The sequence below is a fragment of the Pseudomonas sp. RW3S2 genome (assembly GCF_014268955.1).
Lineage (GTDB): Bacteria > Pseudomonadota > Gammaproteobacteria > Pseudomonadales > Pseudomonadaceae > Aquipseudomonas > Aquipseudomonas wayambapalatensis.
Genome location: NZ_JABWRM010000001.1, coordinates 349807 through 374043, shown reverse-complemented (window position 1 = coordinate 374043; position 24237 = coordinate 349807). Strand labels below are relative to the sequence as shown.

Annotated in this window: 25 protein-coding genes, 1 tRNA gene, 1 pseudogene and 1 riboswitch; of the genes and pseudogenes, 7 read left to right on the top strand and 20 right to left on the bottom strand. The window is 62.7% G+C overall.

Annotated elements, in window-relative coordinates:
• Positions 1 to 48: 48 nt before the first annotated feature.
• The 11 genes from HU748_RS01790 to cobO all read right to left on the bottom strand — a co-directional run bounded on the left by HU748_RS01790 (position 49) and on the right by cobO (position 10097).
• Positions 49 to 1161 (bottom strand): cellulase family glycosylhydrolase, encoded by a 1113-nt coding sequence (locus HU748_RS01790; protein WP_346655452.1) that lies wholly within the window; start codon positions 1159 to 1161, stop codon positions 49 to 51.
• 166 nt (positions 1162 to 1327) lie between these two features.
• Positions 1328 to 2062 (bottom strand): adenosylcobinamide-GDP ribazoletransferase, encoded by a 735-nt coding sequence (locus HU748_RS01785; protein WP_186718983.1) that lies wholly within the window; start codon positions 2060 to 2062, stop codon positions 1328 to 1330.
• Positions 2062 to 2631, bottom strand: coding sequence for an alpha-ribazole phosphatase family protein (gene cobC / locus HU748_RS01780; RefSeq protein WP_186718981.1), 570 nt, complete (start codon positions 2629 to 2631; stop codon positions 2062 to 2064). Before cobC ends, HU748_RS01785 begins: the two co-directional genes overlap by 1 nt.
• Positions 2628 to 3683: a nicotinate-nucleotide--dimethylbenzimidazole phosphoribosyltransferase gene (gene cobT / locus HU748_RS01775; protein WP_186718979.1), complete on the bottom strand. Its 1056-nt coding sequence runs from the start codon at positions 3681 to 3683 to the stop codon at positions 2628 to 2630. The genes cobC and cobT overlap by 4 nt, the downstream gene beginning before the upstream one ends.
• Positions 3680 to 4201 carry a bifunctional adenosylcobinamide kinase/adenosylcobinamide-phosphate guanylyltransferase gene (cobU, locus tag HU748_RS01770; RefSeq protein ID WP_186718977.1) on the bottom strand — a complete coding sequence of 174 codons (522 nt, stop codon included), beginning with the start codon at positions 4199 to 4201 and terminating at the stop codon, positions 3680 to 3682. Before cobU ends, cobT begins: the two co-directional genes overlap by 4 nt.
• Before the next feature lies 1 nt (position 4202).
• Positions 4203 to 5657: a cobyric acid synthase gene (locus HU748_RS01765; RefSeq protein ID WP_186718975.1), complete on the bottom strand. Its 1455-nt coding sequence runs from the start codon at positions 5655 to 5657 to the stop codon at positions 4203 to 4205.
• On the bottom strand, positions 5654 to 6646 hold the full coding sequence (gene cobD, locus HU748_RS01760; RefSeq protein WP_186718973.1) for a threonine-phosphate decarboxylase CobD: 993 nt from the start codon (positions 6644 to 6646) through the stop codon (positions 5654 to 5656). The genes HU748_RS01765 and cobD overlap by 4 nt, the downstream gene beginning before the upstream one ends.
• Positions 6639 to 7547, bottom strand: coding sequence for an adenosylcobinamide-phosphate synthase CbiB (gene cbiB, locus HU748_RS01755; protein ID WP_186718971.1), 909 nt, complete (start codon positions 7545 to 7547; stop codon positions 6639 to 6641). Before cbiB ends, cobD begins: the two co-directional genes overlap by 8 nt.
• A complete protein-coding gene (bluB, locus tag HU748_RS01750; RefSeq protein ID WP_186718969.1) occupies positions 7544 to 8194 on the bottom strand; it encodes a 5,6-dimethylbenzimidazole synthase in 651 nt (216 codons plus the stop codon). Before bluB ends, cbiB begins: the two co-directional genes overlap by 4 nt.
• Positions 8191 to 9489 carry a cobyrinate a,c-diamide synthase gene (locus tag HU748_RS01745; protein ID WP_186667142.1) on the bottom strand — a complete coding sequence of 433 codons (1299 nt, stop codon included), beginning with the start codon at positions 9487 to 9489 and terminating at the stop codon, positions 8191 to 8193. Before HU748_RS01745 ends, bluB begins: the two co-directional genes overlap by 4 nt.
• The gene (gene cobO / locus HU748_RS01740) at positions 9486 to 10097 is read right to left on the bottom strand and encodes a cob(I)yrinic acid a,c-diamide adenosyltransferase (RefSeq protein WP_065862217.1); all 612 of its coding nucleotides are present in this window, start codon (positions 10095 to 10097) and stop codon (positions 9486 to 9488) included. The genes HU748_RS01745 and cobO overlap by 4 nt, the downstream gene beginning before the upstream one ends.
• Positions 10098 to 10240: 143 nt before the next feature.
• Positions 10241 to 10461: riboswitch (cobalamin riboswitch) on the bottom strand.
• A gap of 136 nt (positions 10462 to 10597) precedes the next feature.
• Here cobO and HU748_RS01735 point away from each other — a divergent pair.
• Positions 10598 to 11176, top strand: a complete 579-nt coding sequence (locus HU748_RS01735) for a hypothetical protein (RefSeq protein WP_186718961.1) — start codon at positions 10598 to 10600, stop codon at positions 11174 to 11176.
• 35 nt (positions 11177 to 11211) lie between these two features.
• Here HU748_RS01735 and HU748_RS01730 read toward each other — a convergent pair whose 3' ends face one another.
• The 3 genes from HU748_RS01730 to hda all read right to left on the bottom strand — a co-directional run bounded on the left by HU748_RS01730 (position 11212) and on the right by hda (position 13355).
• Complete coding sequence (locus tag HU748_RS01730; protein WP_186718959.1) at positions 11212 to 11748, bottom strand: C40 family peptidase; 537 nt, start codon at positions 11746 to 11748, stop codon at positions 11212 to 11214.
• Between the two features lie 135 nt (positions 11749 to 11883).
• On the bottom strand, positions 11884 to 12525 hold the full coding sequence (locus HU748_RS01725) for an NlpC/P60 family protein (protein WP_054890952.1): 642 nt from the start codon (positions 12523 to 12525) through the stop codon (positions 11884 to 11886).
• 125 nt (positions 12526 to 12650) lie between these two features.
• A complete protein-coding gene (gene hda, locus HU748_RS01720; protein ID WP_054890953.1) occupies positions 12651 to 13355 on the bottom strand; it encodes a DnaA regulatory inactivator Hda in 705 nt (234 codons plus the stop codon).
• A 322-nt stretch (positions 13356 to 13677) separates the two neighbouring features.
• Between hda and choX the strand changes: the two genes are divergently transcribed.
• From choX to HU748_RS01690, 6 genes are all read left to right on the top strand, one after another.
• Positions 13678 to 14613 carry a choline ABC transporter substrate-binding protein gene (gene choX / locus HU748_RS01715; RefSeq protein WP_186718957.1) on the top strand — a complete coding sequence of 312 codons (936 nt, stop codon included), beginning with the start codon at positions 13678 to 13680 and terminating at the stop codon, positions 14611 to 14613.
• Entirely contained in the window at positions 14613 to 15533 is a 921-nt protein-coding gene (locus HU748_RS01710) for an alpha/beta hydrolase (RefSeq protein ID WP_238343262.1), read from the top strand. The genes choX and HU748_RS01710 overlap by 1 nt, the downstream gene beginning before the upstream one ends.
• A 124-nt stretch (positions 15534 to 15657) precedes the next feature.
• Positions 15658 to 16950, top strand: coding sequence for an MFS transporter (locus tag HU748_RS01705; RefSeq protein WP_186718954.1), 1293 nt, complete (start codon positions 15658 to 15660; stop codon positions 16948 to 16950).
• Between the two features lie 750 nt (positions 16951 to 17700).
• Positions 17701 to 18557, top strand: a protein-coding gene (locus tag HU748_RS01700; RefSeq protein ID WP_186718953.1) for an IS5 family transposase whose coding sequence is annotated in 2 segments (ribosomal slippage) — positions 17701 to 18042 and positions 18045 to 18557 — 855 coding nt in all. Because the reading frame shifts where the segments join, the coding sequence is not laid out codon by codon here.
• Between the two features lie 406 nt (positions 18558 to 18963).
• The gene (locus tag HU748_RS01695; protein ID WP_162181828.1) at positions 18964 to 19128 is read left to right on the top strand and encodes a hypothetical protein; all 165 of its coding nucleotides are present in this window, start codon (positions 18964 to 18966) and stop codon (positions 19126 to 19128) included.
• A 23-nt stretch (positions 19129 to 19151) separates the two neighbouring features.
• The gene (locus tag HU748_RS01690; RefSeq protein WP_186718952.1) at positions 19152 to 19655 is read left to right on the top strand and encodes a type II toxin-antitoxin system death-on-curing family toxin; all 504 of its coding nucleotides are present in this window, start codon (positions 19152 to 19154) and stop codon (positions 19653 to 19655) included.
• Positions 19656 to 19870: 215 nt separating this feature from the next.
• Here HU748_RS01690 and HU748_RS01685 read toward each other — a convergent pair.
• From HU748_RS01685 to bamC, 6 genes and pseudogenes are all read right to left on the bottom strand, one after another.
• A pseudogene (locus HU748_RS01685) lies at positions 19871 to 20275 on the bottom strand (DNA adenine methylase); the annotation flags it as partial.
• A gap of 102 nt (positions 20276 to 20377) precedes the next feature.
• Entirely contained in the window at positions 20378 to 21220 is an 843-nt protein-coding gene (locus HU748_RS01680; RefSeq protein ID WP_186718951.1) for a hypothetical protein, read from the bottom strand.
• Between the two features lie 210 nt (positions 21221 to 21430).
• Positions 21431 to 21520: transfer RNA gene (locus HU748_RS01675), tRNA-Ser, on the bottom strand.
• 91 nt (positions 21521 to 21611) lie between these two features.
• Entirely contained in the window at positions 21612 to 22322 is a 711-nt protein-coding gene (gene purC / locus HU748_RS01670; protein WP_063545856.1) for a phosphoribosylaminoimidazolesuccinocarboxamide synthase, read from the bottom strand.
• 29 nt (positions 22323 to 22351) lie between these two features.
• A complete protein-coding gene (locus tag HU748_RS01665; protein ID WP_153773364.1) occupies positions 22352 to 23110 on the bottom strand; it encodes an MBL fold metallo-hydrolase in 759 nt (252 codons plus the stop codon).
• Positions 23111 to 24226 (bottom strand): outer membrane protein assembly factor BamC, encoded by a 1116-nt coding sequence (gene bamC / locus HU748_RS01660; protein ID WP_065862225.1) that lies wholly within the window; start codon positions 24224 to 24226, stop codon positions 23111 to 23113.
• Between the last annotated feature and the right edge of the window lie 11 nt (positions 24227 to 24237).

The following is a 24237-nucleotide window of genomic DNA, read 5'->3' as shown; positions in this document are numbered from 1 at the left end:
GTGTATATACCCGCAACCAGGGATGTTGCAAGAAGTTTCTCGATTCGCTCATGGCTGCAAACGCCGACGAATCGGTTCGAATGCCTCACCGGCCTTACGCTCGAGCGGATCGGGCGCGCCCTCGTCGATAGCCTTCCAGTAGCGCCACGGCACCTTGCCGCTGCCCAGTTCGTAGTCCATGCCATCCCAGCTGTCCTCGCGAAAACTGTAGAAGGCCCAGTGCAGCCGCTCATGCACGAGCACTTCCAGAACGTCCTCCAGGTAGCGATGACAGCCCGGCAGACGGCGCATACAGCCGAACTCGCCGACCACCAGTCGTGAACGCGGGACCCGCATGGCCTCGGCCCATTGCAGCGGAAGTTGCAGGTACTGTGCTACCCGCGCCGCATCCCAGTGCTCGTCACGCCCCGCGAAAGGCACCCTGCCCGGGTATTCGAACGGCCGCTTGCGCGCCATGTTCGGCGCACTGGTGGCAGCGTAGGGTTCGTACATGTGCACGCTGTAGAGCACACGCGCATCTGCCAGCGGCCTTGGCCAATAGCCGAAAGCATCGGCCGCGGCATACCAGCCGGCATCGACCATCACCGGGGTCTTGTCGTCCACTGCCCGGATCGCTGCCAGCAGCTTGGCAGACAGTGCCGGCAGATCACGCGGCCCGCCCTGCTGCCGCGCATACCAGGCTTTCATCTGCTCCTGCGAGGCATGCTCCGGCAGACCACCCTGCTTTTCCGGGGCGGGCTCATTGACCAGGTTATAGGCTGCGACAGCGGGATGGCCTTTCAATGCCTGCGCCAGGTCCCGCCAGAAGGCCGCGGACTGAACCCAGTAGCGCTTGTCCTGCCACAGCCGATCATCGAAATGCCCCTGATTGTTCTGCGACCAGCGCATGCCCGGCAGCGAAAGCGGTGCGATGACCACTTTCAGGCCTGCACGCTGAGCGCGATCCAGCACCTGTTTCAGTGTGTCCAGATCTGCCTGGACAAGCTCTGTGTAGTTGTCGGCGTCGCCCAACAGGAAATCCCTGCCGGCCGGCTTCCATTTGTCGTACGAAAGCCGCACCCAGGTCGCACCGTAGGCTTGCAGGGCGTCGAAGTAAGCTTGCTCGGGCGGCAGGCGGTTGAAACTGTTACCACCGTGGCGCGGTGTGCCCCAGAAATCGATCAGATCAGCTGCTGGAGCCGTTAGCGGCACCAGTAACAACAGGCCGACAAGCAGACGGTAGAGCATCGGAGATTACCCCAGGGCACGGAAGGAAGCCGAGCGTAACCCTGCAAACACTGGGAAATTTCCACAATGATTGAAGGCAGATTCCGAATTTGCCCGGGTATCAATACAAAAGTGCCAGCCCCAATACCACCGTCAACTCCAGCAGTTCCAGCAGTGCACCTGCAGTGTCACCGGTGGTCCCGCCCAACCGGCGGCACATCTGCCGCCGCAAGAACGCAAAGACCAGCGCTGCCACCAGAAGCAGCCACAGCCCCAGCCAGCCACCCAGCACCAGACAGCCCAGCGCACTGCCCAGCAGCACCCAGCCTGCCGCACGCCTGGGCAGGTGTTCGGCCAGTGCCGAGCCCAGCCCCCCCGCACGCACATAAGGTGTGCAGAGGAACAAACCGAGCATCGCAGCCCGCCCGACCACTGGCGCCAGAACCAACCAGGCACCCGCGCCACGCTCGACCAGCACCCACAAGGCGCAGAACTTCAACAGCAGCACCAGCACCAGGGTGACCACGGCAATCGGGCCACTGCGCGGGTCTTTCATGATCTGCAAGGTGCGCTCGCGGTCGCCGAAGCCACCCAGCCAGGCATCGGCACTGTCGGCCAGGCCATCCAGGTGCAGGGCGCCACTGAGCAGCACCCACAAGGTCAGCAGCAATGCCGCCTGCAACGGTGCCGCTGCCCCCAGCAGCAGCGCGCTGGCAGCCCACAGCAGCAGGCCGAACAGTAACCCGACGGCGGGGTAGAACAGCAGCGAGCGGCCCATCTGCCGCGGCTCCGGCATGCCCGGCAGGCTTACCGGCAGGCTGCTGAGAAACTGCAGGGCAATCCAGAACGGCAGCATCAGGCTACCTCACGCAACTGGCCGTCAGCCTGCAGCGCCAGACGTACCAACGCACCGTGCCCCACCTCGACCTGCAGCAACTGCTCACGCGGCAGGCCACGGGCACGCGCCAGCAACAAGCGCATGACACCGCCGTGGGTCACCAGCAGCACGCGCTTGCCCGAGTGTTGCCGGGCCAGGGTTTCGATCGCGGCCAGCACGCGCTCGGCGAAGTCGGCAACCGGCTCGCCTGCAGGCGGCGTGAAGGCGTAAGGGTCAGCCCAGAACAGCCCCAAGGCGTCAGCTTCGGTCTGCATGATCTGCGCCGCGCTGCGTCCTTCCCACTCGCCAAAGTGCAGCTCGCGTACACCCGCTTCGAGCTGCACCGGCAGTTGGAGACCTGCGCCCAGCTCGTCGGCGAAACGTGCACAACGCTGCAAGGGCGAACTGACCAGCACGTCCCAGGGCCCACCCTTCTCGACAGCCGTACGCATCTGCGCCCAGCCCTGCGCGGTCAGGGCGTCGTCCAGGCTGCCGCGCAGGCCGCCGCCCAGTTCGGTCTCACCATGGCGCAGCAGATCGAGGATCATGCCGGGCGATCCGCGACCGCCGCTTCGGCGAAGGTCGCCATCTGACCGTGCAGCGCGCAGGCCAGACGCATCAAAGGAACCGCCAGCGCAGCACCGCTGCCCTCGCCCAGGCGCATCCCGAGGGCCAGCAGCGGTTCTGCCTGCAGCGCCTCGAGCAAGGCCCGATGCCCAGGCTCGGCGCCTTGGTGGGCGAACAGCAGCCACTGGCGGCACTGCGGATTGAGGCGCACGGCAACCAAGGCCGCCACGCTGCAGATGAAGCCGTCGACCAGCACCGCTACCCCTTCCTGCGCGCAGGCCAGGTACGCCCCCGCCAGCGCGGCGATCTCGAAACCACCGACGCAGGCCAATGCCCGCAACGGGTCGCCGTCCTGCAGGCCGTGCAATGTCAGGGCACGCTCGATCACCTCGGCCTTGTGCCGTACCCCGGCACTGTCGAGCCCGGTACCCGGGCCGCTCAGGGCATTGGCCGGGCACCCGAGCAACGCACTGGCCAGGGCCGCCGCTGCCGTGGTGTTGCCAATGCCCATCTCGCCACCGATGAACAACTGCGCGCCCTGCTCTGCTGCACGCAAGGCACTGTCGCGCCCGGCCGCGAGCGCGGCGCGCAGTTGCGCGTCGGTCATCGCTGGCTGACGGGCGAAGTTGGCAGTACCGGTACCCAGGCGCAGGTGATGCACGCCCGGCAGTTGTAGTTCGGGGTCGATGGTCCCCAGGTCGACCACGTCCAGCGTCGCCTCCAGTTGACGCGCCAGCACGCTGATCGCCGCGCCACCGCCGACGAAATTGCGCAACATCTGGCCAGTCACTGCCTGGGGATAGGCGGAGATACCCTCCTCCACCACGCCATGGTCACCGGCAAACAGGCCGATTGCCACGCGCTCGAGGTTCGGACGCTCACGACCTTGCAGGCCGGCCAGGGTAATCGCCAGGGCTTCCAGCTGACCCAGCGATCCGGCGGGTTTGGTCAGTTGCTGCTGACGGCTGCGCGCCTGCTCCATGGCGTCGTTGTCGAGGGGTTGGCAGGCATCGAGCCACCAGGTGGTATTCATAGAGCAGGTCCTTTGAGCATGAGAGGAAGGCCGGCAACCGTGAGCACCACGCGCTCACAGCGTTCGGCCACGGCCTGGTGCAGCAAGCCGGCCAGGTCGACGTAACGACGGGTCAGCTCGCCCATGGGCACCACGCCCAGGCCGGTTTCGTTGCTGACCAGGATCAGCGTGCCCGGCAGGCTACCCAGGCAGTCGAGCAGCGCGTCACGCTCCTCGGCCAGGCGTTGCTCGTCGTCGAGCATCAGCAGATTGGTCAACCACAGGGTCAGGCAATCCACCAGCAGGCAGCGCCCTTGGTCGGCTTCGGCACGCAGCACGCGGGCCAAGGCCAGAGGCTCTTCGATCAGCCCCCAGTCAGAAGGCCGACGCTCGCGGTGCAGGCGCACGCGTTCATTCATCTCGCCGTCCAGCGGCTCGCTGGTGGCGATGTAGGTGACCGGCAAACCACTGGCCGCAGCCAGTTGCTCGGCCAGGCGGCTCTTGCCCGAGCGGGCACCACCGAGGATCAGGTTGCGCATCTCAGGCGACTCCACACAAGGCGCGCAACTGCGCAGTGTCCAGGTGCTGCTCGATGAGGTCGGCCAGACGCTCGATATCGCGCTCGCGCAATGCCTCGTAATCGACCACCTCGACGTCATCCAGCCCGGCCCAGCGAAGCAGCGCGGCGCACGACTGGCTACCCTCGAACAGGCCATGCAGATAAGTGGCGAGTATCTGCCCGTCGGCGCTGATCGCGCCATCGGCACGGCCGTCTGCGAGCATCATCGCGGGCTGCTCCAGCGCAGGCCCCTGGGTGACACCTGCGTGGATCTCGTAGCCCGACACCGATGCCTGCTCGAGGCTCAGCACGCCTGCGACATTGCGCAGCTGCTTTTCGGCTTCCAGCACCGTGGCGTAGTCGAACAGGCCCAGCCCAGCGCTCGAACCCGCCGGCCCTTCCAGCCCGAGCGGGTCGTGCACCTGGCGCCCGAGCATCTGCAGCCCGCCACAGATGCCGATGAGCTTGCCACCATAACGCAGGTGGCGGGCAATGGCGCTGTCCCAGCCGCGCTCGCGCAATTGCGCCAGGTCACCGCGCACGCTCTTGGAGCCGGGCAGGATGATCAGGTCGGCAGGCGGGATCGGCTGGCCGGGTCCGATGAACTGCAAGTCCACCTGCGGGTGCAGGCGCAGCGGGTCGAAGTCGGTGTGGTTGCTGATGCGCGGCAACACCGGAACGATCACCTTGAGCACACGATCGCCCTTGAGCGACTGGCGCCGGTCAATGCCGTCCTCGGCCTCCAGGTGCAGGTCGGTGACGTAGGGCAATACGCCCAGCACCGGTTTGCCGGTACGCTGCTCGAGCCAGTCAAGGCCCGGTTGCAGCAAGGCGATGTCACCGCGAAAACGGTTGATGACAAACCCCTTCACCCGCACCTGCTCGCTGGGCGACAGCAGTTCGAGGGTGCCGACCAGGTGGGCGAAAACGCCCCCACGGTTGATATCGGCCACCAGGATCACCGGGCAGTCCACTGCCTCGGCAAACCCCATGTTGGCGATATCGCCGGCGCGCAGGTTGATCTCGGCGGGCGAGCCTGCACCTTCGACCATCACCACCGGGTAGGCGGCGCTCAGGCGCTGGTGCGAGGCCAGCACCGCCTGCATGGCGATGGCCTTGTAGTCGTGGTAGGCGACGGCGTTCATGCTGGTTACCGCGCGGCCATGGACGATGACCTGGGCGCCAGTGTCGCTGTTGGGCTTGAGCAGCACCGGGTTCATGTCGGTGTGCGGCGCCAGCCGGCAGGCCTGGGCCTGCACCGCCTGGGCGCGGCCTATCTCGCCACCGTCGGCGGTCACCGCGCTGTTGAGCGCCATGTTCTGCGGCTTGAACGGCACCACGCCGACACCCTGGCGCAACAGCCAGCGGCACAGGGCGGTAACCAGCGTGCTCTTGCCGGCATCGGAGGTGGTGCCTTGCACCATAAGGGTGGTCATGCCGATTCCTTCTGGAAGTCCTGCAGCGCCTGGCGCAGGCGCTGTTCATCCGCCGCACAGGCGGGCAAGCCAAAGCGCAGGGCGGCAGGCGTTTCGAACAGGCGCACGAGAATGCCGCGACGGGCGAGAAAGTCATGCAACTGCGCGGCGCGCGGATCACGCAGGTACTGGAACAGGTTACAGGCGCCAGTGGCGGGCAAGCCGGACTCGGCCAACAGTGCTGCCAGGCGTGCGCTGGCTTCGGCGCAGCGCAGGATCTGCGCCTGCTGCGAGGCATGGTCGGCGAAGCACGACTGGCCGATGATTCGAGTCGGGCCGCTGACCGTCCATGGCCCCAGCATCTCGGCCAGGCGCTGCAACAGTGGCGCCTCGGCCATGACGAAGCCCAGACGCACACCGGCCAGACCAAAGAACTTGCCGAACGAACGCAGCACGATCAATCCAGCACGTCCGCTCTGGTCGATGAGGCTGTGTGCCGGGGTGTTGTCCATGAACGCCTCGTCCACCACCAGCCAGCCGCCGCGCCGGGCCAGGTGAGCGTGCCAGGCGAGCAGACGCTCGCGCGGTACACAGCGCCCGGTCGGATTGTTCGGGTTGACCAGCAACAGCACATCGAGACTGTCCAGGGCCTCTTCGACCTGGTCGTCATCGAGCGCGACAAGCTCATGCCCGGCGCGCTGCCAGGCGTGCGAATGCTCGGCATAGCACGGCGACAACACGCCAACACGCCCGCGCGCGCGCAAGTGCGGCAAGGCCTGGATCGCCGCCTGGGAACCGGCCACCGCGAGCAGCTCATCGACACCGTAATAGGCGCGCGCGGCCTGCTCCAGGCCATCCTCGACCTCGGGCAGGCGCGCCCAGGCATCCAGCGGAATCGGTGGGATGGCGAAGGACCAGGGAGCGATACCGCTGGACAGGTCGAGCCAGTCTTCGCGTGCGATACCGTACTGGCGCATCGCGCGCAGCAGGCGACCACCATGTTCAAGCATAGAGCCAGGCCCCCGTGCAGATCACCAGCAGCCACAGCCATACGCCGCGCTGCACCAGGCTCCAGCCGCGCTCGATGGCATCGGCATCGGCCACCGGCCCCTCACCCAGACGGGCGCGTTCGTGCAGCTCGCCGTGGTACACCGCCGGGCCTCCCAGCTCCACGCCCAGGGCGCCGGCCCCTGCGGCCATCACCGGGCCCGCGTTGGGGCTGTCCCACAGTGGCGCCTGGCTGCGCCAGCACCTCAAGGCCAGGCGGGTCTTGCCCAGCAACGCGTAGGTCAGTGCCACCAGCCTGGCCGGCAGGAAGTTGAGCACATCGTCGATGCGCGCCGCAGCCCAGCCAAAGCGCTCGAAGCGCTCATTGCGATAGCCCCACATGGCATCCAGGGTATTGCTCAGGCGATACAGCACCACGCCCGGCGCACCGGCCACGACGAACCAGAACAGCGCGGCGAACACCGCATCGCTGCCATTCTCCAGCACCGACTCGGTGGCGGCGCGGGCCACGGCAGCCTCGTCGAGCTCGCGGGTCTCGCGGCTGACCAGATAGCCTACCCGTCGCCGTGCTTCATCCAGATCCCCTTGGCGCAGGGCCTGGGCCACGGGCAATACATGCTCGCCCAGGCTGCGCATGCCCAGCGCGCAATACAGCGCCAGGGCGTCCACCAGCCAACCGATGTAGGGCAGCCACGACAGGATCAGCGCCAGCAGGGTCAAGGGCACCACGGCCAGGAACCAGGCACTGACGCCGTGGCTGCGCCAGCCACGGCCACCGGCATTCAAGCGCCGCTCCAGACGCCCGGCGAAGTTGCCGAAAGCCACCAGAGGATGACGCCGCTGCGGCTCCCCCAACAGCGCATCCAGCGCCACACCGGCGACGGTCAGCAAGGCGATGCTCATGGCCGCTCTCCCCATTGGTTCTCGTAGAGCATCTCGCTCAGCGGCCGCTCACGCGCCCAGTCTTCCAGCACCAACATGGGCGCTTCGTAAAATTTCGCCACCGGCCCCAGGCACAACACCGCCACCGGCTTGGCCCCAGTCGGCATGCCCAGCAGCTCGCCCAGCGCCTGCGGGTCGAACAACGACACCCAGCCCATCCCCAGCCCCTCGGCGCGTGCGGCCAGCCAGAGGTTCTGGATCGCGCAGGCCATCGACGCCAGGTCCATTTCCGGCAGGGTGCGGCGGCCGAAGATGTGCGGCTCGCGCTTGTCCATCAAGGCGGCAACCAGCACCTCGGCGCACTCGCCGATGCCTTCGACCTTGAGCTTCATGAATGCATCGGAGCGCTCGCCGAGGGCCTCGGCGGTGCGAATCCGCTCTTCCTCCACCAGCGCCTGGATGCGCAAGCGCAGATCGCGCTGGCTGATCCGAATGAAGCGCCAGGGCTGCATCAACCCGACGCTGGGCGCCTGGTGCGCGGCGGCCAGCAGCCGGGCAAGCAGCGCAGGCGCCACGTCGCCGCCAATGAAGTGGCGCATGTCGCGACGCTCGCCGATCGCGCGGTAGACCGCAGCGCGCTCGGCCTCGCTGAAAGCGTGTTCGTTCATGGTCGCAACAGCGCCACCGCCGCTTCGGGGTTGGAAGGGAAATAGAAGTGCACGTAGGACGCCGTCAAGCGCCCCAGACGATAGACCGCCTCGTTGCCACGTCCGCCATTGGGGCTCAGGCCACGGGCGATGGGCACAAGCTCGGTGGTGGTCAGGGAGTGGTGATAGGTATGGCCACGCAGGGTGCCTTCAGGCAACTCGACAGCCTGCAGCGCCAAGGCGGCGAGGCGCTTCTGCATCACGGCTTCGCCGGGCAACAGTCCCAGCAGCTCGGCGCGCTCGCCCGCAACGTCGGTCAAGGCATCGAGCAGATAGAGCATGCCGCCGCATTCGGCCAACAAGGGTTTGCCTTCGGCATGATGGCCGCGGATCGCCTCGCGCATCGGCGCGTTGGCCGCCAGGGCGTGGTGATGCAGTTCGGGGTAGCCGCCAGGCAAATACAGGCTGTCGACCACAGGCAGGTGGCGATCATGCAACGGCGAGAAGAACACCAGCTCCGCGCCGTGATCGCGCAGCAGGTCGAGATTGGCGCCATAGAGGAAGGCGAAGGCCTCGTCGCGGGCCACACCGATGCGCACACCGGCCAGGCTTGCGGCCGAGTGCACGGTTTGTGGCTCGACAAAGGCCACCGGTGGCGGCAAGGCAGCATCGCAGCTGGCGCCCAAGGCCTCGGCGGCGGCGTCCAGGCGTGCATCCAGATCGTTCAGCTCACTGGCCTGGACCAGCCCGAGGTGACGGCTGGGCAATTCGATGCCGCGCTCGCGAGACAACCCGCCATACCAGCGCAAGCCTTCGGTCAGGCTGCCTTCGAGCAGTTGCGCATGACGCAGGCTGCCGACCCGGTTGGCCAGCACGCCAGCGAATGGCAGGTCGGGCTGGTAGCGCGCCAGCCCCAGGGCCAGGGCCCCGAAGGTCTGGGCCATGGCAGTGCCATCGATCACCGCCAGCACCGGCACGCCGAAATGCCGCGCCAGGTCAGCGCTCGACGGCGTGCCGTCGAACAGCCCCATGACACCCTCGATGAGGATCAGGTCGGCTTCGGCGGCGGCGTCCCACAACAGGCGGCGGCTCTCCTGCTCGCCGATCATCCACATGTCCAACTGATACACCGGGGCGCCACTGGCGCGCTCCAGGATCATCGGGTCGAGAAAATCCGGCCCGCACTTGAACACCCGCACCTTGCGCCCGAGGTTGCGGTGCAGGCGCGCCAGGGCGGCAGTGACGGTGGTCTTGCCCTGGCCGGAGGCCGGTGCGGCGATCAACACCGCTGGGCAATGACGGGTGGCTCGACTCACAGTTCAACGCCCTTCTGTGCGCGGATACCGGCCTGGAAGGCGTGCTTGAGCATGCCCATCTCGGTCACGGTGTCGGCCAGCTCGATCATCTCCGGCTTGGCGGCGCGGCCCGTGACGATGACGTGCTGCATCGGTGGACGAGCCTGGATGTCCGAGAGCACCTGGTCGAGGTCGAGGTAGCCGTGCTTGAGGGCGATATTCAGCTCGTCGAGCACCACGAACTGCACCGACGGGTCCTGCAGCAACTGGCGGGAGACCGCCCAGGCCGCTTCTGCAGCCGCGATGTCGCGCTGGCGGTCCTGGGTTTCCCAGGTGAAGCCCTCGCCCATCACGTGGTAGCGCACTTCATTGGGGAAGCGGCGGAAGAACAGCTCTTCGCCAGTGCTGTTGCGACCCTTGATGAACTGCACCACCCCGCACTGCATGCCATGCCCCAGCGCGCGGGCGAGCATGCCGAAGGCCGAGCTGCTCTTGCCCTTGCCATTGCCCGTGAGCACCAGCAGCAGGCCACATTCGTTGGGGGAGTTGGCGATACGTTCGTCGATGATCGCTTTTTTGCGCTGCATGCGCGCCAAGTGGCGTTCGTCGCGTTCGGTGGATTCGCTCATCAGGGGTTCTCCGCAAGCTGTCGACGCACCGGTCGGGCACTCGCGGGCGGGCACCAGGCAACGACAGAAAACAAGGCAGGCAGGCGAAGGGAGCGCGCAAAAGCCGTGGCGACACCACGGGGCAGCGCGCATCACCCTCCGTGATGCCGTTGGCAGTGACAGGCCGGTCTCCGGGCTCGTGAGCCGGGCCTTGGCCCGAAACCGCGCGCCTTCCCGGGTGTGGACACCCAGTGGCCTTGCGCGGCCTTGACTCACCTACCGTTGCGGGGGCAGCGCCGGATTCGCGCCCTGCTGGCGCCCACCGGCTTCCCAGTTTCACCCTGCCGGAGCTGATCCGCAGAGCACCTGAAACACGCCGCGAAGGTTAGAGGGTTGCACCGGGAGCGTCAATTAAACGCGGACGATGAACGGTTGATCTGGATGCTTGTCTCACTATTGAAGCAGTGATATCACATAGCCATCACCGGCTGTACGCGACCATAATAAAAGGAGAGCGCGGCATGCAAGGCTTGATCATCAACAACCCGCACCTGGAGTTCCTGCGCCCGGCCCTGGAGCGCTGGATCGACTGCATCGACCGTTTCAACCAGATCCACGGCGACGGCGACGCGCCCTACTGGCATGGTGCCCAGGCCAATGCCGGTATTCTCGCCGCGGCGGCCTGGCAGGCCGAGCTGGTGGCGCTGCAGCACTATCAGAGCAAGAAGCAGCGTGACGAAGGTGAGCGAGAAGGGCGCTGCGATCTGTCGATTGCCGGTGCCGAACACTCCATTCATCTGCACACTGAACAGCGCTGGCCGAAGATCGCCCGCCTGGATCTGGCGGGGGCCCTGCAGGAGGCGGCGACGTTGGCGCGGCTGGCAGCCTATCCCAGCCAGCTCAAGGCCGGGGCGCTGTTCGTCAGCCCGTGGAAGGCGGGGCAGAATGCAAGCCCCGAGGAACTGCAGGATCTGGTCGATGACCTGCACAAGCACACGGCCTGTGCGATTGCCTGGTACTTCCCGTATGGGTACCGCAAGCTGCATAACGAGTCGGGGCAATACCATCCAGGGGTGGCGCTGCTGCTCAAGCAGGCTTGAATCTACGTCGGGGCTGCTGTGCAGCCCCGACGATCTCAGGGATTCTGCGCCAGATGCCCCGGCGTCAACACCCGCTTGGCCTGCAGGTAGGCCTTGGACCAGTAGCTGTTCGACAGGTAGTCCAGCCGCACCGTACCGCCGGTGGACGGCGCATGCACGAAGCGCCCCTCACCCACGTAGATCCCGGCATGGCTTACCTGCGAACCACCGCCGGTGGCGAAGAACACCAGGTCACCGGACTGCAGCGCGTTGATGCTCACGGTCGGCGCACGCATGACGATCATCTCGCGGGTCGAGCGTGGCAGGCTGATGTTCGCCGCATCGCGGTACACATAACCGATCAGGCCACTGCAATCGAAGCCCGAGTCCGGCGTGTTGCCGCCCCAGCGATACGGGGTGCCGACCAGACCGATGGCACGGATCAGCACGTCGTCAGCCACGGGCGACGAGGAAGGCTGGTCAATGAAGGTAACCTGCGGCTTGGCCACGGGTGCCGGGGCCGGAGCACGGCTGGAACAGGCGGCAAGCAGTGCCACCAGGGAGAGGAATGCGAAGCGCGTCATCATCGCCATGGGTCAGAACCTGTCTGAGACCAATCGGCCGCAGCCGAAAAAAGAGTTAAGGATTTAGATTAGACGCTATTCGTAAATGCGCACGGCGGCTAGCTTTTCAGCTACGCCGCCGTGCGAGGATACAGCATTTTGATATCAGTTGCGCGACAGGGTAGTGGTCGGCGCCATGGCCAGGGCACGCTTGGCTTCGATGAAGGTCTTGCTCCAGTAGCGGTCACCGAGGTTATCGATGCGCACACCACCGCTGCGGCGGCTGCTGGAGTGGATGAACTGGTTGTCGCCCAGGTAGATGCCGGCATGGCTGACACGGCCACGGCCATTGGTGCTGAAGAACAGCAGGTCACCTGGCTTGAGCTTGTTGCGTGCGACCTTGGGTGCGTCGACGTTGATCATCTCGCGGGTCGAGCGCGGCAGGTTCATGCCGGCCTCTTCGCGGAACAGGTAGCCGATGAAGCCGCTGCAATCGAAGCCGGACTGCTCGGAAGTACCGCCGAAACGATAACGGGTGCCGATCAGCGACATGCCGCGCTCCAGGATGCTGTCTGCAAGGACGGGCAGCTGGTAGGGCTTGCTGTTGCTGGAGAAGGCTTGGAGGTCTTCATCGGTGGCGAGGTCTTCTTCATCGAATACCGACGAATGCGACGCCTTGGCCTTGACCGCGGTTTGCGCGGTGACCGATGGGTGATCCTGGGGCTGGGAAATCGGGCCTTGGGCCGCGCAGCCAAAAAGCAGGGTCACGAGTGCGAGTGGCACGAGGGGTGCGAAGCGCTTGAGCATGGGCACGACCGTGTCTGTAATCCTTTAGAAGGGGGAAACTATGCCTTCTATCGGACCTATTTGCAAATTTTATCGAAAAAAATGTGACTTTTGCGTTTTGCCGCTCTGGCCCGGTGTTTTCAGGGTTACCAGCCGAGAGTTTCCTTGAGGAAGGGAATGGTCAATTTGCGCTGGGCCTGCAGCGAGGCCTGGTCGAGGCGCTCGAGCAGATCGAACAGTGCGCTCATGCTGCGCGTGCCACGGGTGAGAATGAAGTGCCCGACCTCATCGGTCAGGTGCAGGCCACGGCGCGAGGCCCGCAGTTGCAAGGCGCGCAGCTTGTCTTCGTCGGACAGGCCACGCATCTGGAAAATCAGTGCCAGCGTAAGCCGTGACTTGAGGTCGGCAAGCTTGATCGGCAGCTCCCGCGGCGAACTCGATGCCGCCAGCAGCAAGCGCCGGCCGCTGTCTCGCAGGCGATTGAACAGATGGAACATCGCCTCTTCCCAGTCGGCCTTGCCGGCAATCACGTGCAGGTCGTCGATGCACACCAGCTCGTACTGCTCCAGATGATCGAGCAGCTCCACGCCACGGTCGAGCAATTGCGCCAACGGCAGGTAGACAGCGGGTTCGCCCAGTTGCTGGAAACGGTGGGTGGCGGCCTGCAGCAGGTGAGTACGCCCCGCGCCCTGCTTACCCCATAGATAGATGAGGCTCTCGGTCCAGCCGGCGTCGGCTTCGCACAGCCGCTCGACATAGCCCAGCGCCGCGGCGTTGGCACCCGGATAGTAGTTGATGAAGGTGGCGTCATCGCGCAGGCGCACACCCAGGGGCAACTGGATCGGTTTCATGCTGGCGGGCGGTCGCGAGGACCAAAGGGGGCCTTTGGTGAAGAGTTTGCAAAGTCTATACCCGCAACGCGGGCGGCACAATCAGGGAGGGGAATAGCGCAAGCAAAATCAACGGGTTGCGTGATTTTTGAACAACCAGAACAGCGTCCCGGCCAAGCGCCTCATCCGGTAGCGTGCCAAACTCGAAGTCGCCTGGGTGCAAAAGCAGGTCGCCTGGGTGCGATTTTTCCGCTCGGCCGACTCATAACCTGAGCGGCAGCCACCGCCGCGCGGGGCGTCATGACATAACAACGATAATCACCGTCTCGTGAGGGGAAAAGTCATGCAGCGATCGATCAAGGCGGCCACCTGCGCCGCACTCCTGAGTATCAGCGCAGCCAGCTGGGGCGCAGAACCCGCCGCTTGCCAGAATGTGCGCATGGGCTCGGTGAACTGGACCGATGTCGTCGCCAGCAGCGCCGTCGCCGAAGCCCTGCTCGACAGTCTGGGCTACAAGGTCAAGCAGACCAGCGCCTCGCAGCAGATCATCCTGGCCGGCATGGCGGAAAAACGCCTCGATGTGTTCCTCGGTTACTGGCAGCCGACCATGCAATCGGTGGCCAAGCCCTTCCTGGACAAACAGCAGATCGACGTGATCAGCCCCGCCACCCTCGCCGATGCTCAGTCCACCTATGCCGTGCCTGCCTACGCCTACGACGCAGGCCTGAAGACCTTCGCCGACATCGCCAGGTTTCGCGACAAGCTCAAGAACCAGCTGTACCTGATCGAGCCAGGCAGCGGCATGAACCGCATCACCGCGCAGATGATCGCCGAAGACAAATTCGGCCTGAAGGGCTTCAAGGGCATAGAGTCCAGTGAGGCTGGCATGCTGACAGCGGTCAAGCGTGCCGTGCAGAAGGGCGAGTGGGTGGTGTTCGCCGGCTGGAAGCCGCACCCGATGAACCTGCAGATCGACATGCGCTACCTCTCCGGCAGCGATGACGCCTTCGGCCCCAACGAAGGCTCGGCCACCGTCTCGATCATGACCGCTGCCGGTTACCAGCAACAATGCGGCAACGTCGCCAAGCTGCTGCACAACCTGCGTTTCACCAGTGAAGGTGTGAGTCAGGTCATGGAGCCGATCCTCAACCGCAAAGCGCCGCTCGATGCCGCGCGAGACTGGCTCAAGGCACACCCCGAGCAGGTCTCGGCCTGGCTCGAAGGCGTCACCACGTTCGACGGCAAGCCCGCCGATGCGGCATTGGTCGCGCAACGGTAATGCAGCGCTACGCACTCTCGGCCGGCATGCAGGTCTTCATCGAGCGGACCCGCGCCTTCGGTGTGGCCGATCCCGCACTGACGGCCCAGCGCGCGGCCTATTCACGCATGGCAGCCGCCTTCACCCCGCCCTGCCCGAAAGGCGTGCAGGTGCGCGACCTGAGCTTGCCCGGACTGGCGCCGCTGCGCGTGTTCCAGCCTGCACAATCGGCACCGGCCGATGGGTGGCCAGCGCTGCTATTCATGCATGGCGGCGGCTGGATGCTGGGCGGGCTCGATTCACACGCATTCTTCTGCGCCGAACTGACAGCTCGCCTGGAGGTGCTGGTGGTGGCGGTGGATTACCGACTCGCGCCGGAAACCCCCTCCCCCGCCGCCCTGCACGACAGCCTCGCCGCCTGGCGCGCCCTGCGCGATGGCGTGCTGGATATACCGATCGACCTCACGCGCCTGGTCGCCATCGGCGACAGCGCCGGGGGTAACCTCGCCGCCGCCTTGTGCCTGGCACTGCGCGAGGCCGGTGAGCCGCAGCCGCGCATGCAGGCACTGATCTATCCAGCACTGGGCGACGAGGACAGCGTGTCGCGACGCGAATGTGCCGATGCGCCGCTGCTGTCTGTCGCGGACATGCAGGCCTGCCTGAATGCCTACCTGCCCTCCACTACCCGCAGCCCGCTGGCGCTACCGCTGCTCGCCGACAATTTCAAAGGGCTGGCGCCCGCTTTCATTGCCGTGGCCGAGTTCGATCCATTGCGCGATGACGGCCTGCTTTATGCGCAACGGCTGGAGGATCACGGCGTGACAGTGGATTACTTCCCCGGCCACGGGCTGGTTCATGGCTGCCTGCGGGCCAGGGAGCTGCCGGAGGTGGAGCAGTTGTACGAGGCACTGTTTGCGGCGCTCGAGAACAGCCTCGATTGATCGTCCGCTGACGGCACCACAGGCGCCAACCTAATGAAAGTTTCATGTTTTGACTCATGCTCTTTCTGCAAGAATCTTTAGTTACAACCTCTTACAAAGATTCGCTGAATAGCTGGAGCCTGTGATGAATCCCTCCCTCCCTGCCAAAGCTTCGTCCAAAGCCGGAAGAGTCTTCCGGGTGACCTCCGGCAACTTCCTCGAACAATTCGACTTCTTCCTGTTTGGCTTCTACGCCACCCAGATCGCTGCCGCGTTCTTCCCTGCCAGTAACGAATTCGCCTCCTTGATGATGACCTTCGCCGTGTTCGGCGCAGGCTTCCTGATGCGCCCGCTGGGCGCAATCATCCTTGGTGCTTACATCGATGACGTAGGCAGGCGCCAGGGCCTCATCGTGACCTTGGCGATCATGGCCAGCGGCACCTTGCTGATCGTGTTCGTGCCCGGCTATGCCAGTATCGGTCTATGGGCGCCCGCCCTGGTGTTGCTAGGCAGGCTGCTGCAAGGGTTCTCGGCCGGCGCCGAGCTCGGCGGCGTCTCTGTTTACCTGGCGGAGATGGCCACGCCCGGGCGCAAAGGCTTCTACGCCAGTTGGCAATCGGCCAGCCAGCAGGTGTCCATCATGGTTGCCGCAGCCCTGGGTTATGGCTTGAATCAGTGGTTGTCCGCCGAGGAGCTCTCCCAGTGGGGATGGCGGATTCCCTTCGCCGTGGGCTGCCTGATCGTCCCGTGCATCTTCCTGCTGCGCCGTAACCTGCAGGAGACCGAAGAATTCGCCAAACGCGAACATCGCCCGACCATGAGCCAAGTGTTCAAGACGCTGTGCGCCAACGCATCGGTGGTGATCCTGGGCATGCTGATGGTGGCCATGACCACCACCGCTTTCTACATGATTACCGTGTACGCCCCGACCTTTGGCAAAACCGTGCTGCAGCTCGATACCAGTGACGCATTGATGGTGACCTTGCTGGTCGCCGTGTCCAACTTCCTGTGGCTGCCGATCGGCGGCACGTTGAGCGATCGCCTGGGACGCAAACCGCTGCTGGCGGCGATGTCCCTGCTGACCGTGCTCACGGCATATCCTGCTCTGTCGTACCTGGCCCAGAGCCCCAGCTTCGCTCACATGCTGGAGGTGCTGCTGTGGTTCTCGTGCCTCTACGGCGTGTACAACGGCGCACTGATCCCGGCCCTGACCGAAATCATGCCCACCGAAGTGCGTGTTGCCGGATTCTCCCTGGCTTATAGCCTCGCCACTGCGGTATTCGGCGGATTCACCCCGGCGGTGTCCACCTGGGCGATCCATGCCACGTCAGACAAGGCCGCCCCGGCTTACTGGCTGATGTTTGCAGCGCTGTGTGCGTTCACTGCAACGCTTGTGCTGTATCGCCGCCGGCCTGCACGCAGCACGGCTGTTGCCTGAGGGTGTGACGGATATCTACGAAGTCCTGTGCTGAGCGCTGGAAAGTTTCTTCGCATAACTGAAAAAGCGCGCCCGAGCATCTCGGTCGCGCTTTCCACTCAGTCCTGGTTCATTCTAGCTGTGGGAGCAGGCTGGTCCCGCAATGGGGCGCCGCCATCGACAAAGCCCCATTGCAATCTACTTGCATCCTGGTCAAAGCCATCCTGACCAAACCTCTAGCCGCAGCCAGTTCCTCACCCAAAACACAAGGCAGTCGTCGGCCTGCAATGCTCAATGCGACGCCCAGATCCTGAGCAACCTGTTTTAAAGGAATTCGAGTTTCAGTGATCGAAGCGGCCTGTCAAAGCCGGTCGTTGAATTGGCAACGACCCTGCGAGACTAGAGGCCGAAGCGCTGATATCTGCCGCAAACTCTCGAGAGCCTCGAGCCTACCTATCGTCGAATTTTGCCCATAAAAAAGCCCCGCTGATTTTCATCAGCGGGGCTTTTTTATGTATGGCGGAGAGATAGGGATTTGAACCCGCCCGGATTGTGTACCAGGCCGTCTTAGGCCAGCAAACACTGCAGTCATCGAACCTGTCGCAGGCTGATTACGGCCTGAGACGGCCTAGGATTTGCCCTAAATTTGCCCTATAAAGGTCCTGCATTTTCACGCTAGGCTCTGTACGAAATCCCGAGAAACCTAATCGTCGCTCCTCCAGCGCTGAGATTTTGTAGAGTCACGCGCCATTAACGGAAAGGAATTCTGTGATGGCAAGGCGCTACGAACTCACGGACGAGGCCTGGGATGTGGTCTCCGATCTCTTCATCGAAACCCGTGGCCGAGGCCGGCCTCGACTAAGCGACCGCCTGATGCTCGATGGCGTGCTGTGGGTGCTCTGCTCGGGTGCTGCATGGCGAGATATGCCTGAGCGCTTCGGCCCATGGTCAACGGTGTATCAACGGTTTCGGGGCTGGCGAAACCAAGGGACTTTCGAGCAGATGCTCAAACGTCTTCACCTGAGATTGAATGAGCAAGGCTTGATCGATCTGCAAACCTGGATGATCGACTCAACCGCAGTACGCGCAACCCGAGCCTCATCTGGGGCCGGGAAAAAAGGGGGCCTGACGAGCCTGCCGATCATGCTCTAGGTCGCAGTCGCGGCGGCCTGACTACCAAAATCCACATGCTTTGCGACGCCAACGGAACACCGCTGCGCTTTCTCCTTTCTGGCGGTCAAGCCAGTGACATCAGCTACGCACAACCACTGTTGGACGAGGTCAGCATTCCATCGACCCAACGTGGCCGCCCGCGCAAGCGCTGCAAATGGCTGCTCGCCGACAAGGGTTACGACGCCGAAGCACTACGCCGCTACTGCGATCAATATCGAATGCAGCCCGTCATCCCGTTGCGCTCGATGAAGCGCAAGCCCAAGCCTGGCTTACCAAGACTGTTTGACCGGCCCAAATACCGACAGCGCAACATCATTGAGCGCATGTTTGGCTGGCTGAAAGAGAACCGCCGGATAGTGACCCGCTTCGACAAGCTCGCGAAAAGTTATGCCGCGATGGTCTCACTGGCTTGCTCCATGCGGTGTTTGCGACATCTCTTTTCGTACAGAGCCTAGGGCTTCATGCTTGGAGCAATATCCCACAGCTGATATGATTTCGAAAATCCAAGCAATTTCCCGAACTGCGCCTGCGGAAAGAGCGTATTGGAGGTTGCCGTTTCGCTGTCCCCTAGGTACGCTGGCGCCTCTACGAGGCGCCAGCGTACCTAGGGGACAGGTCTACAGACTCCTCAAATTGGCCAGCGAGCCGCTCTATTTCGACGCTTTTGCTGCGTTTCTCCGCTTGATAGCAATCACGCTGCATCATCCATATTCATCATAAATGTTGAATGCGGTGCCGTACGTGGTTTACTCTACGATCATTGGCTGGCACACGTGTCAACCTAAGCGGCAGGTTTTCGCCGCTTTTCAGCCCTAACCGGCGAGCGGGTGCGCCTACGAGGCCCACCGAGGAGTAGTGATCATGAGCGCATTGAAGAAACCAACCCATTTCGTTGCCCCGCCACGGGACAAGAAAGGAGTGCGCGCGCGCCCTACACGTGGCTTCCATGACGTGCAGGTGCAAAATGCCTTCGCTATTACCCTCATTGAGAACGAGAAGGCTTTCGCCGAACTCGCGAAGGTTTAATTTCATTCTTTGAAAGCTGATCAATGCCTACTGATTGCGATGGTATTCATTTCCTACTTGTTGAAGACCTCATCGCAATCAATAGGTGGCTGATCGAGACTCAGACCCCTGATGAGCCCATTGGTGTTATTAAACCCAATGAGCTTGACTCTGCTCAGCAAAAACCGGGAATGTATCGGTGGTACGAGCAAACAGAAGATCTCATCATTTTGGTTTCCGTATTGATTGCCGGGATTGCAGATAATCACTGCTTTGCCAACGCAAACAAGAGGACCGCTGCCGCTGCTGGCATGATGTTCTTTCTGCTGAATGGTTATCGCATCGAGGCGCCACCAGAGCATCTTGTCGATATTATCGTTAGCTATGTAGTAAAGACTGCCACTCTAGAAGATCTCCAGAACTGGCTAGCCTACTATCTTGTTGAGTTCGATACTCGAATCCTGGACAGCGGTGAGTACTTTTCAGCGTTACAGGCTCAATTTCCTGCCGCCAGCCTGCTTTACAAAACGACAGCACAACAGGACTGAGAGTCTAACCCTAACTTGGTACTCCCTCTGGCTAGCTGCGCGAGCATCAAGTGCGCTGTAGGTGGTACCGTAAAAGGCGACCAAGCCCGGAATATGGGGACTTGAGCGCCTTTTTTGCTTTCTGGCTTCAACGCATGGATCGGCACAGTAACTGGCCGAGCTGGCTGGCGACAGCCAGTTGTAATTGATCAGCTACTCGAGGCAGCCCAATAGCCTCAGAGCAAGCCGCCGAGAGACGCAGGCTCCCAGTTCGTAATCACTAGCTCGCCAGTCACTTCCGCCCTACTCTGCCGCTGGTTCGTGTCGCTGTAACGAATATCCAGGCATTCAAAATGGAAGCCGTCAAAGACGCGCCGAATATCAGGGTGGTCATTAATGCTGACCATCACCTTCCCCTTGCACCGGCGCATGAAGTCGGTCATGCGCTCGTACTCCTCGAACGGGAAGTCCACGCCATAGCCAGCGGCCTGCCAATAAGGCGGATCCATGTATAAGAAGGTGTGTGCTCGATCATAACGCTCGGCGTAGGCGAGCCAGGAGAGATTCTCAACGTAAGTGCCCGCAAGGCGCTGCCACGCGGCGGATAGATTCTCCCCGATACGCAACAGGTTGATGGCCGGCCATTATGGTCGTTGGATCTCCAAAGATACAAAAAGCATGTCAGAAATAGTGTCTCGCATGATGGGTTTTACTGCTTTACGTAACGAAGCAGAGACGAGAGATTAGCGCTTTTCCTTAAGAATAAACTCCACCAACGATTCCTTTGTGAAAAACGGAGGAGGTGCACGCTTAATCAAATCAATATCAGGAAATTCAATTTCCACATTAGGCAAACCCTTGTTTTTCATTTGTCGATCAAGGGCCTCACCAACTCCACGCAAGGCATCTCTAATTGATTCGACTGCATCATCAACGTTCTTTATAAGACCTTCCGTAAACTCGTACAAAGCGATGATCACACCTGGATCTACGGCTCGACAAATCTGATCAAAACTCACGACAAGATTTTCATCAAGGGGAACTGTGTTCGCAACTTCTCGATAACTCGTAATCATTGCATTACGAGCCTTAAAATTAGCAAAACAAGCTATATATCTTTTTTCAGCGAGAAACACATCGCTTACAGCCTTGCCTGCTCCTTGGGCAACGAGCAGCTCAATAAGGTTATGATCAACCGGTTGCGCCGACATTTCTCGTTCAGGTAACTGCCCGATTATGCAGAAGCGAGCTTTATGATCGAAATGCGGTAAGAATGATTGCTGCTTGATCGACAAAAGCTCATTCATTTTCTCAATATAAATAAACTTTGCCATATATAGAGCACGAGCAGAGTCACTACCATCTTTTTGCAGCTGCGCTTTCCTTTGCAAATAATATGCAGCATAAGCACCAGCCACCGCACCCCCGAAGCCCGCAGAAACTGGACCTACCACATCTTTTAGAAAAGAAATTACAATGGGATCAAGCAGCTGTGCAATGAGCGGAGAGAATGAAAATAAAATCATTAATAGCAAAAAAGCTATTAATAGTCCTGCCACTACACCGATGACGATATATCCCCACATGTCCCTTCCTTTGCATCATGTCAGGTTAGGTCGGTCGCCTAAAATCTGTCATTCGCCCTCGCCCTACCACCCGACGCGTGAGATTTGAGAGCCGGCCTATCGAGGCCCTAGACGGCCTACAAAGTGATTATTCTGCCCTACGTCCATGCCTCTAAACGACGAAGCCCCCGAAAACTTCAACGTTTTCGAGGGCTTCGACTACTTCGCGTATGGCGGAGAGATAGGGATTTGAACCCTAGGTACTGTTGCCAGTACAACGGATTTCGAATCCGTCCCGTTCGACCACTCCGGCATCTCTCCAGTGGCGCGCATCATACCAGCGTTTTCGTTTCTGGCAAACCTTTTTCGAAAAAAATTCGCGTGGTATCAGGCGCTTGCGTGAGCGTGCGGGTTACAGCGGCACGCCCAGGCGCTTGGCGACTTCTTCGTAGGCTTCGATGACATCGCCCAGACCCTGGCGGAAGCGGTCCTTGTCCATCTTCTTGCGGGTTTCCTTGTCCCACAGGCGGCAGCCATCAGGGCTGAACTCGTCGCCCAGGACGATCTGGCCGTGGAACACGCCGAACTCGAGCTTGAAGTCAACCAGCAGCAGGCCAGCGTCATCGAACAGCTTGCTCAGCACTTCGTTGACCTTCAGCGACAGCTTCTTCATCTCGACCAACTGCTCGGCGGTGCCCCAGCCGAACGCGACAACGTGGGATTCGTTGATGAAGGGGTCGCCCTTTTCGTCGTTCTTCAGGAACAGCTCGAAGGTCGAAGGCGTCAGCTGGATGCCTTCCTCGACGCCCAGGCGCTTGACCAGGCTGCCGGCCGCGTAGTTACGCACGACGCACTCGACCGGGATCATGTCCAGCTTCTTGACCAGGCACTCGTTGTCGCCCAGCAGCTTGTCGAACTGGGTCGGCACGCCGGCTTCTTCGAGCTTCTGCATGATGAAGGCGTTGAACTTGTTGTTGACCATGCCCTTGCGGTCCAGCTGCTCGATGCGCTTGCCGTCGAACGCCGAAGTGTCGTTACGGAACAGCAGGATCAAGCGGTCGGCGTCGTCGGTCTTGTAAACCGATTTGGCCTTGCCGCGGTAGAGTTCGTCGCGTTTTTCCATGATGGGCTCCGCTTGCTTGAGTGGTTGGGCTAGGCGATTTCGCGCCAGTCGAGCCCGTGTTCCTGATTCGCCACCTGGAGCCAGTCCGGATCGCACCCCAGGGTGTCGACGAAGCACTGACGGGCCAGTTGTGGCAGGTTGTTCTTGCTGCTGAGGTGGGCCAGCACCAGGTGTTGCAGGTGCTTCCAGCCCAGCTCGGCCACCAGGTTGGCAGCCTGGTGGTTGTTCAGATGTCCTTGGCTGCCGCCAACCCGCTGCTTGAGAAAGTACGGGTAGTGCCCGCGCGCCAGCAGGTCACGGCAGTGATTGGCCTCGATCAGCAACGCGTCGAGGCCCTGGTAACGCTCCAGCAGGTACGTATCGTAGCTGCCCAGGTCGGTGAGCATGCCGAAACGCCGGCGCCCGTCACTGATCACGTATTGCAGGGGTTCGAGCGCATCGTGCTCGACCCGCGCGGCACTGACCTGCAGGCTGCCAATGTCCAGTACGTCGCCACAACCGAGAAAACCGGCGACCTCCACCGGCTTGCGCATGCCGCGCAAAGTCCCTTGGCTGAGGTAGACCGGTACATTGTAGCGCCGCGACAGCAACCCGACGCCATGCACGTGGTCGGCATGTTCGTGGGTCACCAGCACGGCGCTCAGTTGTGCTGCCGATACCCCGAGCAGCGCCAGGCGCCGCTCGGTCTCGCGCAGGGAGAAGCCGCAATCGACCAGGACGAAGGTATCGTCACTGGCGATCAGCGTGCCATTTCCCTGGCTACCGCTTCCCAGTACCGCGAAGCGCACTTAGCCCAGACGGTCCTGGATCGCGCTCAGCACGCGGCGGGCCACATCGGCCGGGGCCACGGTGTTGATGTTCTTCTCGACGGTGACCTGGACCGACTCGCCCACCTTGCTCAGGCGCACCTGGTAGCGCTCGGCGCGTGCTTCACGCTCTTCCTTGCTCGGCGCGCTGCCGAACAGGCGGCTGAAGAAGCCCGGCTCGTTCTGCTTGTCCTCGGGTTTCTCGGACAGGTTGATGTAGTACAGGCCCAGGCTGCGGTTGATGTCCTCGACACGCCATTCGCCCTGCTCCAGGGCGCGGCCTACGCCAGACCAGGCGCGGTCCAGGTCCGAGCCCAGGAACAGCACCGGGTTGCCGCTGCCGTCCTCGCTCAGGCTGACCTGGCTTGGGGCATCGAAATCGCGCGCCGCCAGCAGCGACACCGAACCGCCCTTCTCGGCGCTGCGGTTCATGCTGGCCAGCAGTTCGTCGACCAGCAGCGCATCGACGCCGGTGTTGCTCGACGTGCTCGGGAAGCCAGGCTCGGCGGTGCTGCCGGCCGGACGCTCGACGCTGACCACGTACACCTCGGAGGTATTGCGCTGCACGCCGGGCTCCATGCGCACACGGACGCGCACTTCGCTGTCCGGGCTGCTGGAGGTGCTGGCCAGGCGCTGGCCGAGCGAGGCAGACAGCTCATCGAAGCGCTGCCAGGTGGTGTTGAACTCACCCGTCTGCGGACGCTCTTCGGCAATGCGGAAACCATTGTCTTCAAAGTACTGGCGCGCGACCGGCCAGACTTCGGCCGGCGAGCGCTGGGCCAGCACCCAACGGTTGGCACCGCTGCGCTGCAGGGTGAAATCGCTGACGTCGGCGCTGGCCGACAGCGGCTGCGGACGCGGAACTTCGAACTCGCCAGTGGCGTTGTCGTCGGCCACGTTGCGCGGGATCGGCAGCAGCGGATCCAGGCGCTTGACGTTGGCGGCGTCCGGCGGCAGTTGCATCGGCGCAGTCGGGTGCGCCTGCAGGTAATCGCTGCCACGGTCGCGGAAATAGCCATCCTCGCCCCACAGCCAGCCGCACCCGCTGGTGCTGGAGATGATCAGGGCGAGCGCGGAAAGACCAGCCAGTCGCTTCATGCGGTGTACTT

Coding starts and splice junctions, on each gene's coding strand:
- HU748_RS01785 (WP_186718983.1), bottom strand. CDS start 2,062: ATGCTGCCGTTCTGGATTGCCCTGCAGTTTCTCAGCAGCCTGCCGGTA.
- cobC (WP_186718981.1), bottom strand. CDS start 2,631: ATGATCCTCGATCTGCTGCGCCATGGTGAGACCGAACTGGGCGGCGGC.
- cobT (WP_186718979.1), bottom strand. CDS start 3,683: ATGAATACCACCTGGTGGCTCGATGCCTGCCAACCCCTCGACAACGAC.
- cobU (WP_186718977.1), bottom strand. CDS start 4,201: ATGCGCAACCTGATCCTCGGTGGTGCCCGCTCGGGCAAGAGCCGCCTG.
- HU748_RS01765 (WP_186718975.1), bottom strand. CDS start 5,657: ATGACCACCCTTATGGTGCAAGGCACCACCTCCGATGCCGGCAAGAGC.
- cobD (WP_186718973.1), bottom strand. CDS start 6,646: ATGCTTGAACATGGTGGTCGCCTGCTGCGCGCGATGCGCCAGTACGGT.
- cbiB (WP_186718971.1), bottom strand. CDS start 7,547: ATGAGCATCGCCTTGCTGACCGTCGCCGGTGTGGCGCTGGATGCGCTG.
- bluB (WP_186718969.1), bottom strand. CDS start 8,194: ATGAACGAACACGCTTTCAGCGAGGCCGAGCGCGCTGCGGTCTACCGC.
- cobO (WP_065862217.1), bottom strand. CDS start 10,097: ATGAGCGAATCCACCGAACGCGACGAACGCCACTTGGCGCGCATGCAG.
- HU748_RS01735 (WP_186718961.1), top strand. CDS start 10,598: ATGCAAGGCTTGATCATCAACAACCCGCACCTGGAGTTCCTGCGCCCG.
- HU748_RS01730 (WP_186718959.1), bottom strand. CDS start 11,748: ATGGCGATGATGACGCGCTTCGCATTCCTCTCCCTGGTGGCACTGCTT.
- HU748_RS01725 (WP_054890952.1), bottom strand. CDS start 12,525: ATGCTCAAGCGCTTCGCACCCCTCGTGCCACTCGCACTCGTGACCCTG.
- hda (WP_054890953.1), bottom strand. CDS start 13,355: ATGAAACCGATCCAGTTGCCCCTGGGTGTGCGCCTGCGCGATGACGCC.
- choX (WP_186718957.1), top strand. CDS start 13,678: ATGCAGCGATCGATCAAGGCGGCCACCTGCGCCGCACTCCTGAGTATC.
- HU748_RS01710 (WP_238343262.1), top strand. CDS start 14,613: ATGCAGCGCTACGCACTCTCGGCCGGCATGCAGGTCTTCATCGAGCGG.
- HU748_RS01705 (WP_186718954.1), top strand. CDS start 15,658: ATGAATCCCTCCCTCCCTGCCAAAGCTTCGTCCAAAGCCGGAAGAGTC.
- HU748_RS01695 (WP_162181828.1), top strand. CDS start 18,964: ATGAGCGCATTGAAGAAACCAACCCATTTCGTTGCCCCGCCACGGGAC.
- HU748_RS01690 (WP_186718952.1), top strand. CDS start 19,152: ATGCCTACTGATTGCGATGGTATTCATTTCCTACTTGTTGAAGACCTC.
- HU748_RS01680 (WP_186718951.1), bottom strand. CDS start 21,220: ATGTGGGGATATATCGTCATCGGTGTAGTGGCAGGACTATTAATAGCT.
- purC (WP_063545856.1), bottom strand. CDS start 22,322: ATGGAAAAACGCGACGAACTCTACCGCGGCAAGGCCAAATCGGTTTAC.
- bamC (WP_065862225.1), bottom strand. CDS start 24,226: ATGAAGCGACTGGCTGGTCTTTCCGCGCTCGCCCTGATCATCTCCAGC.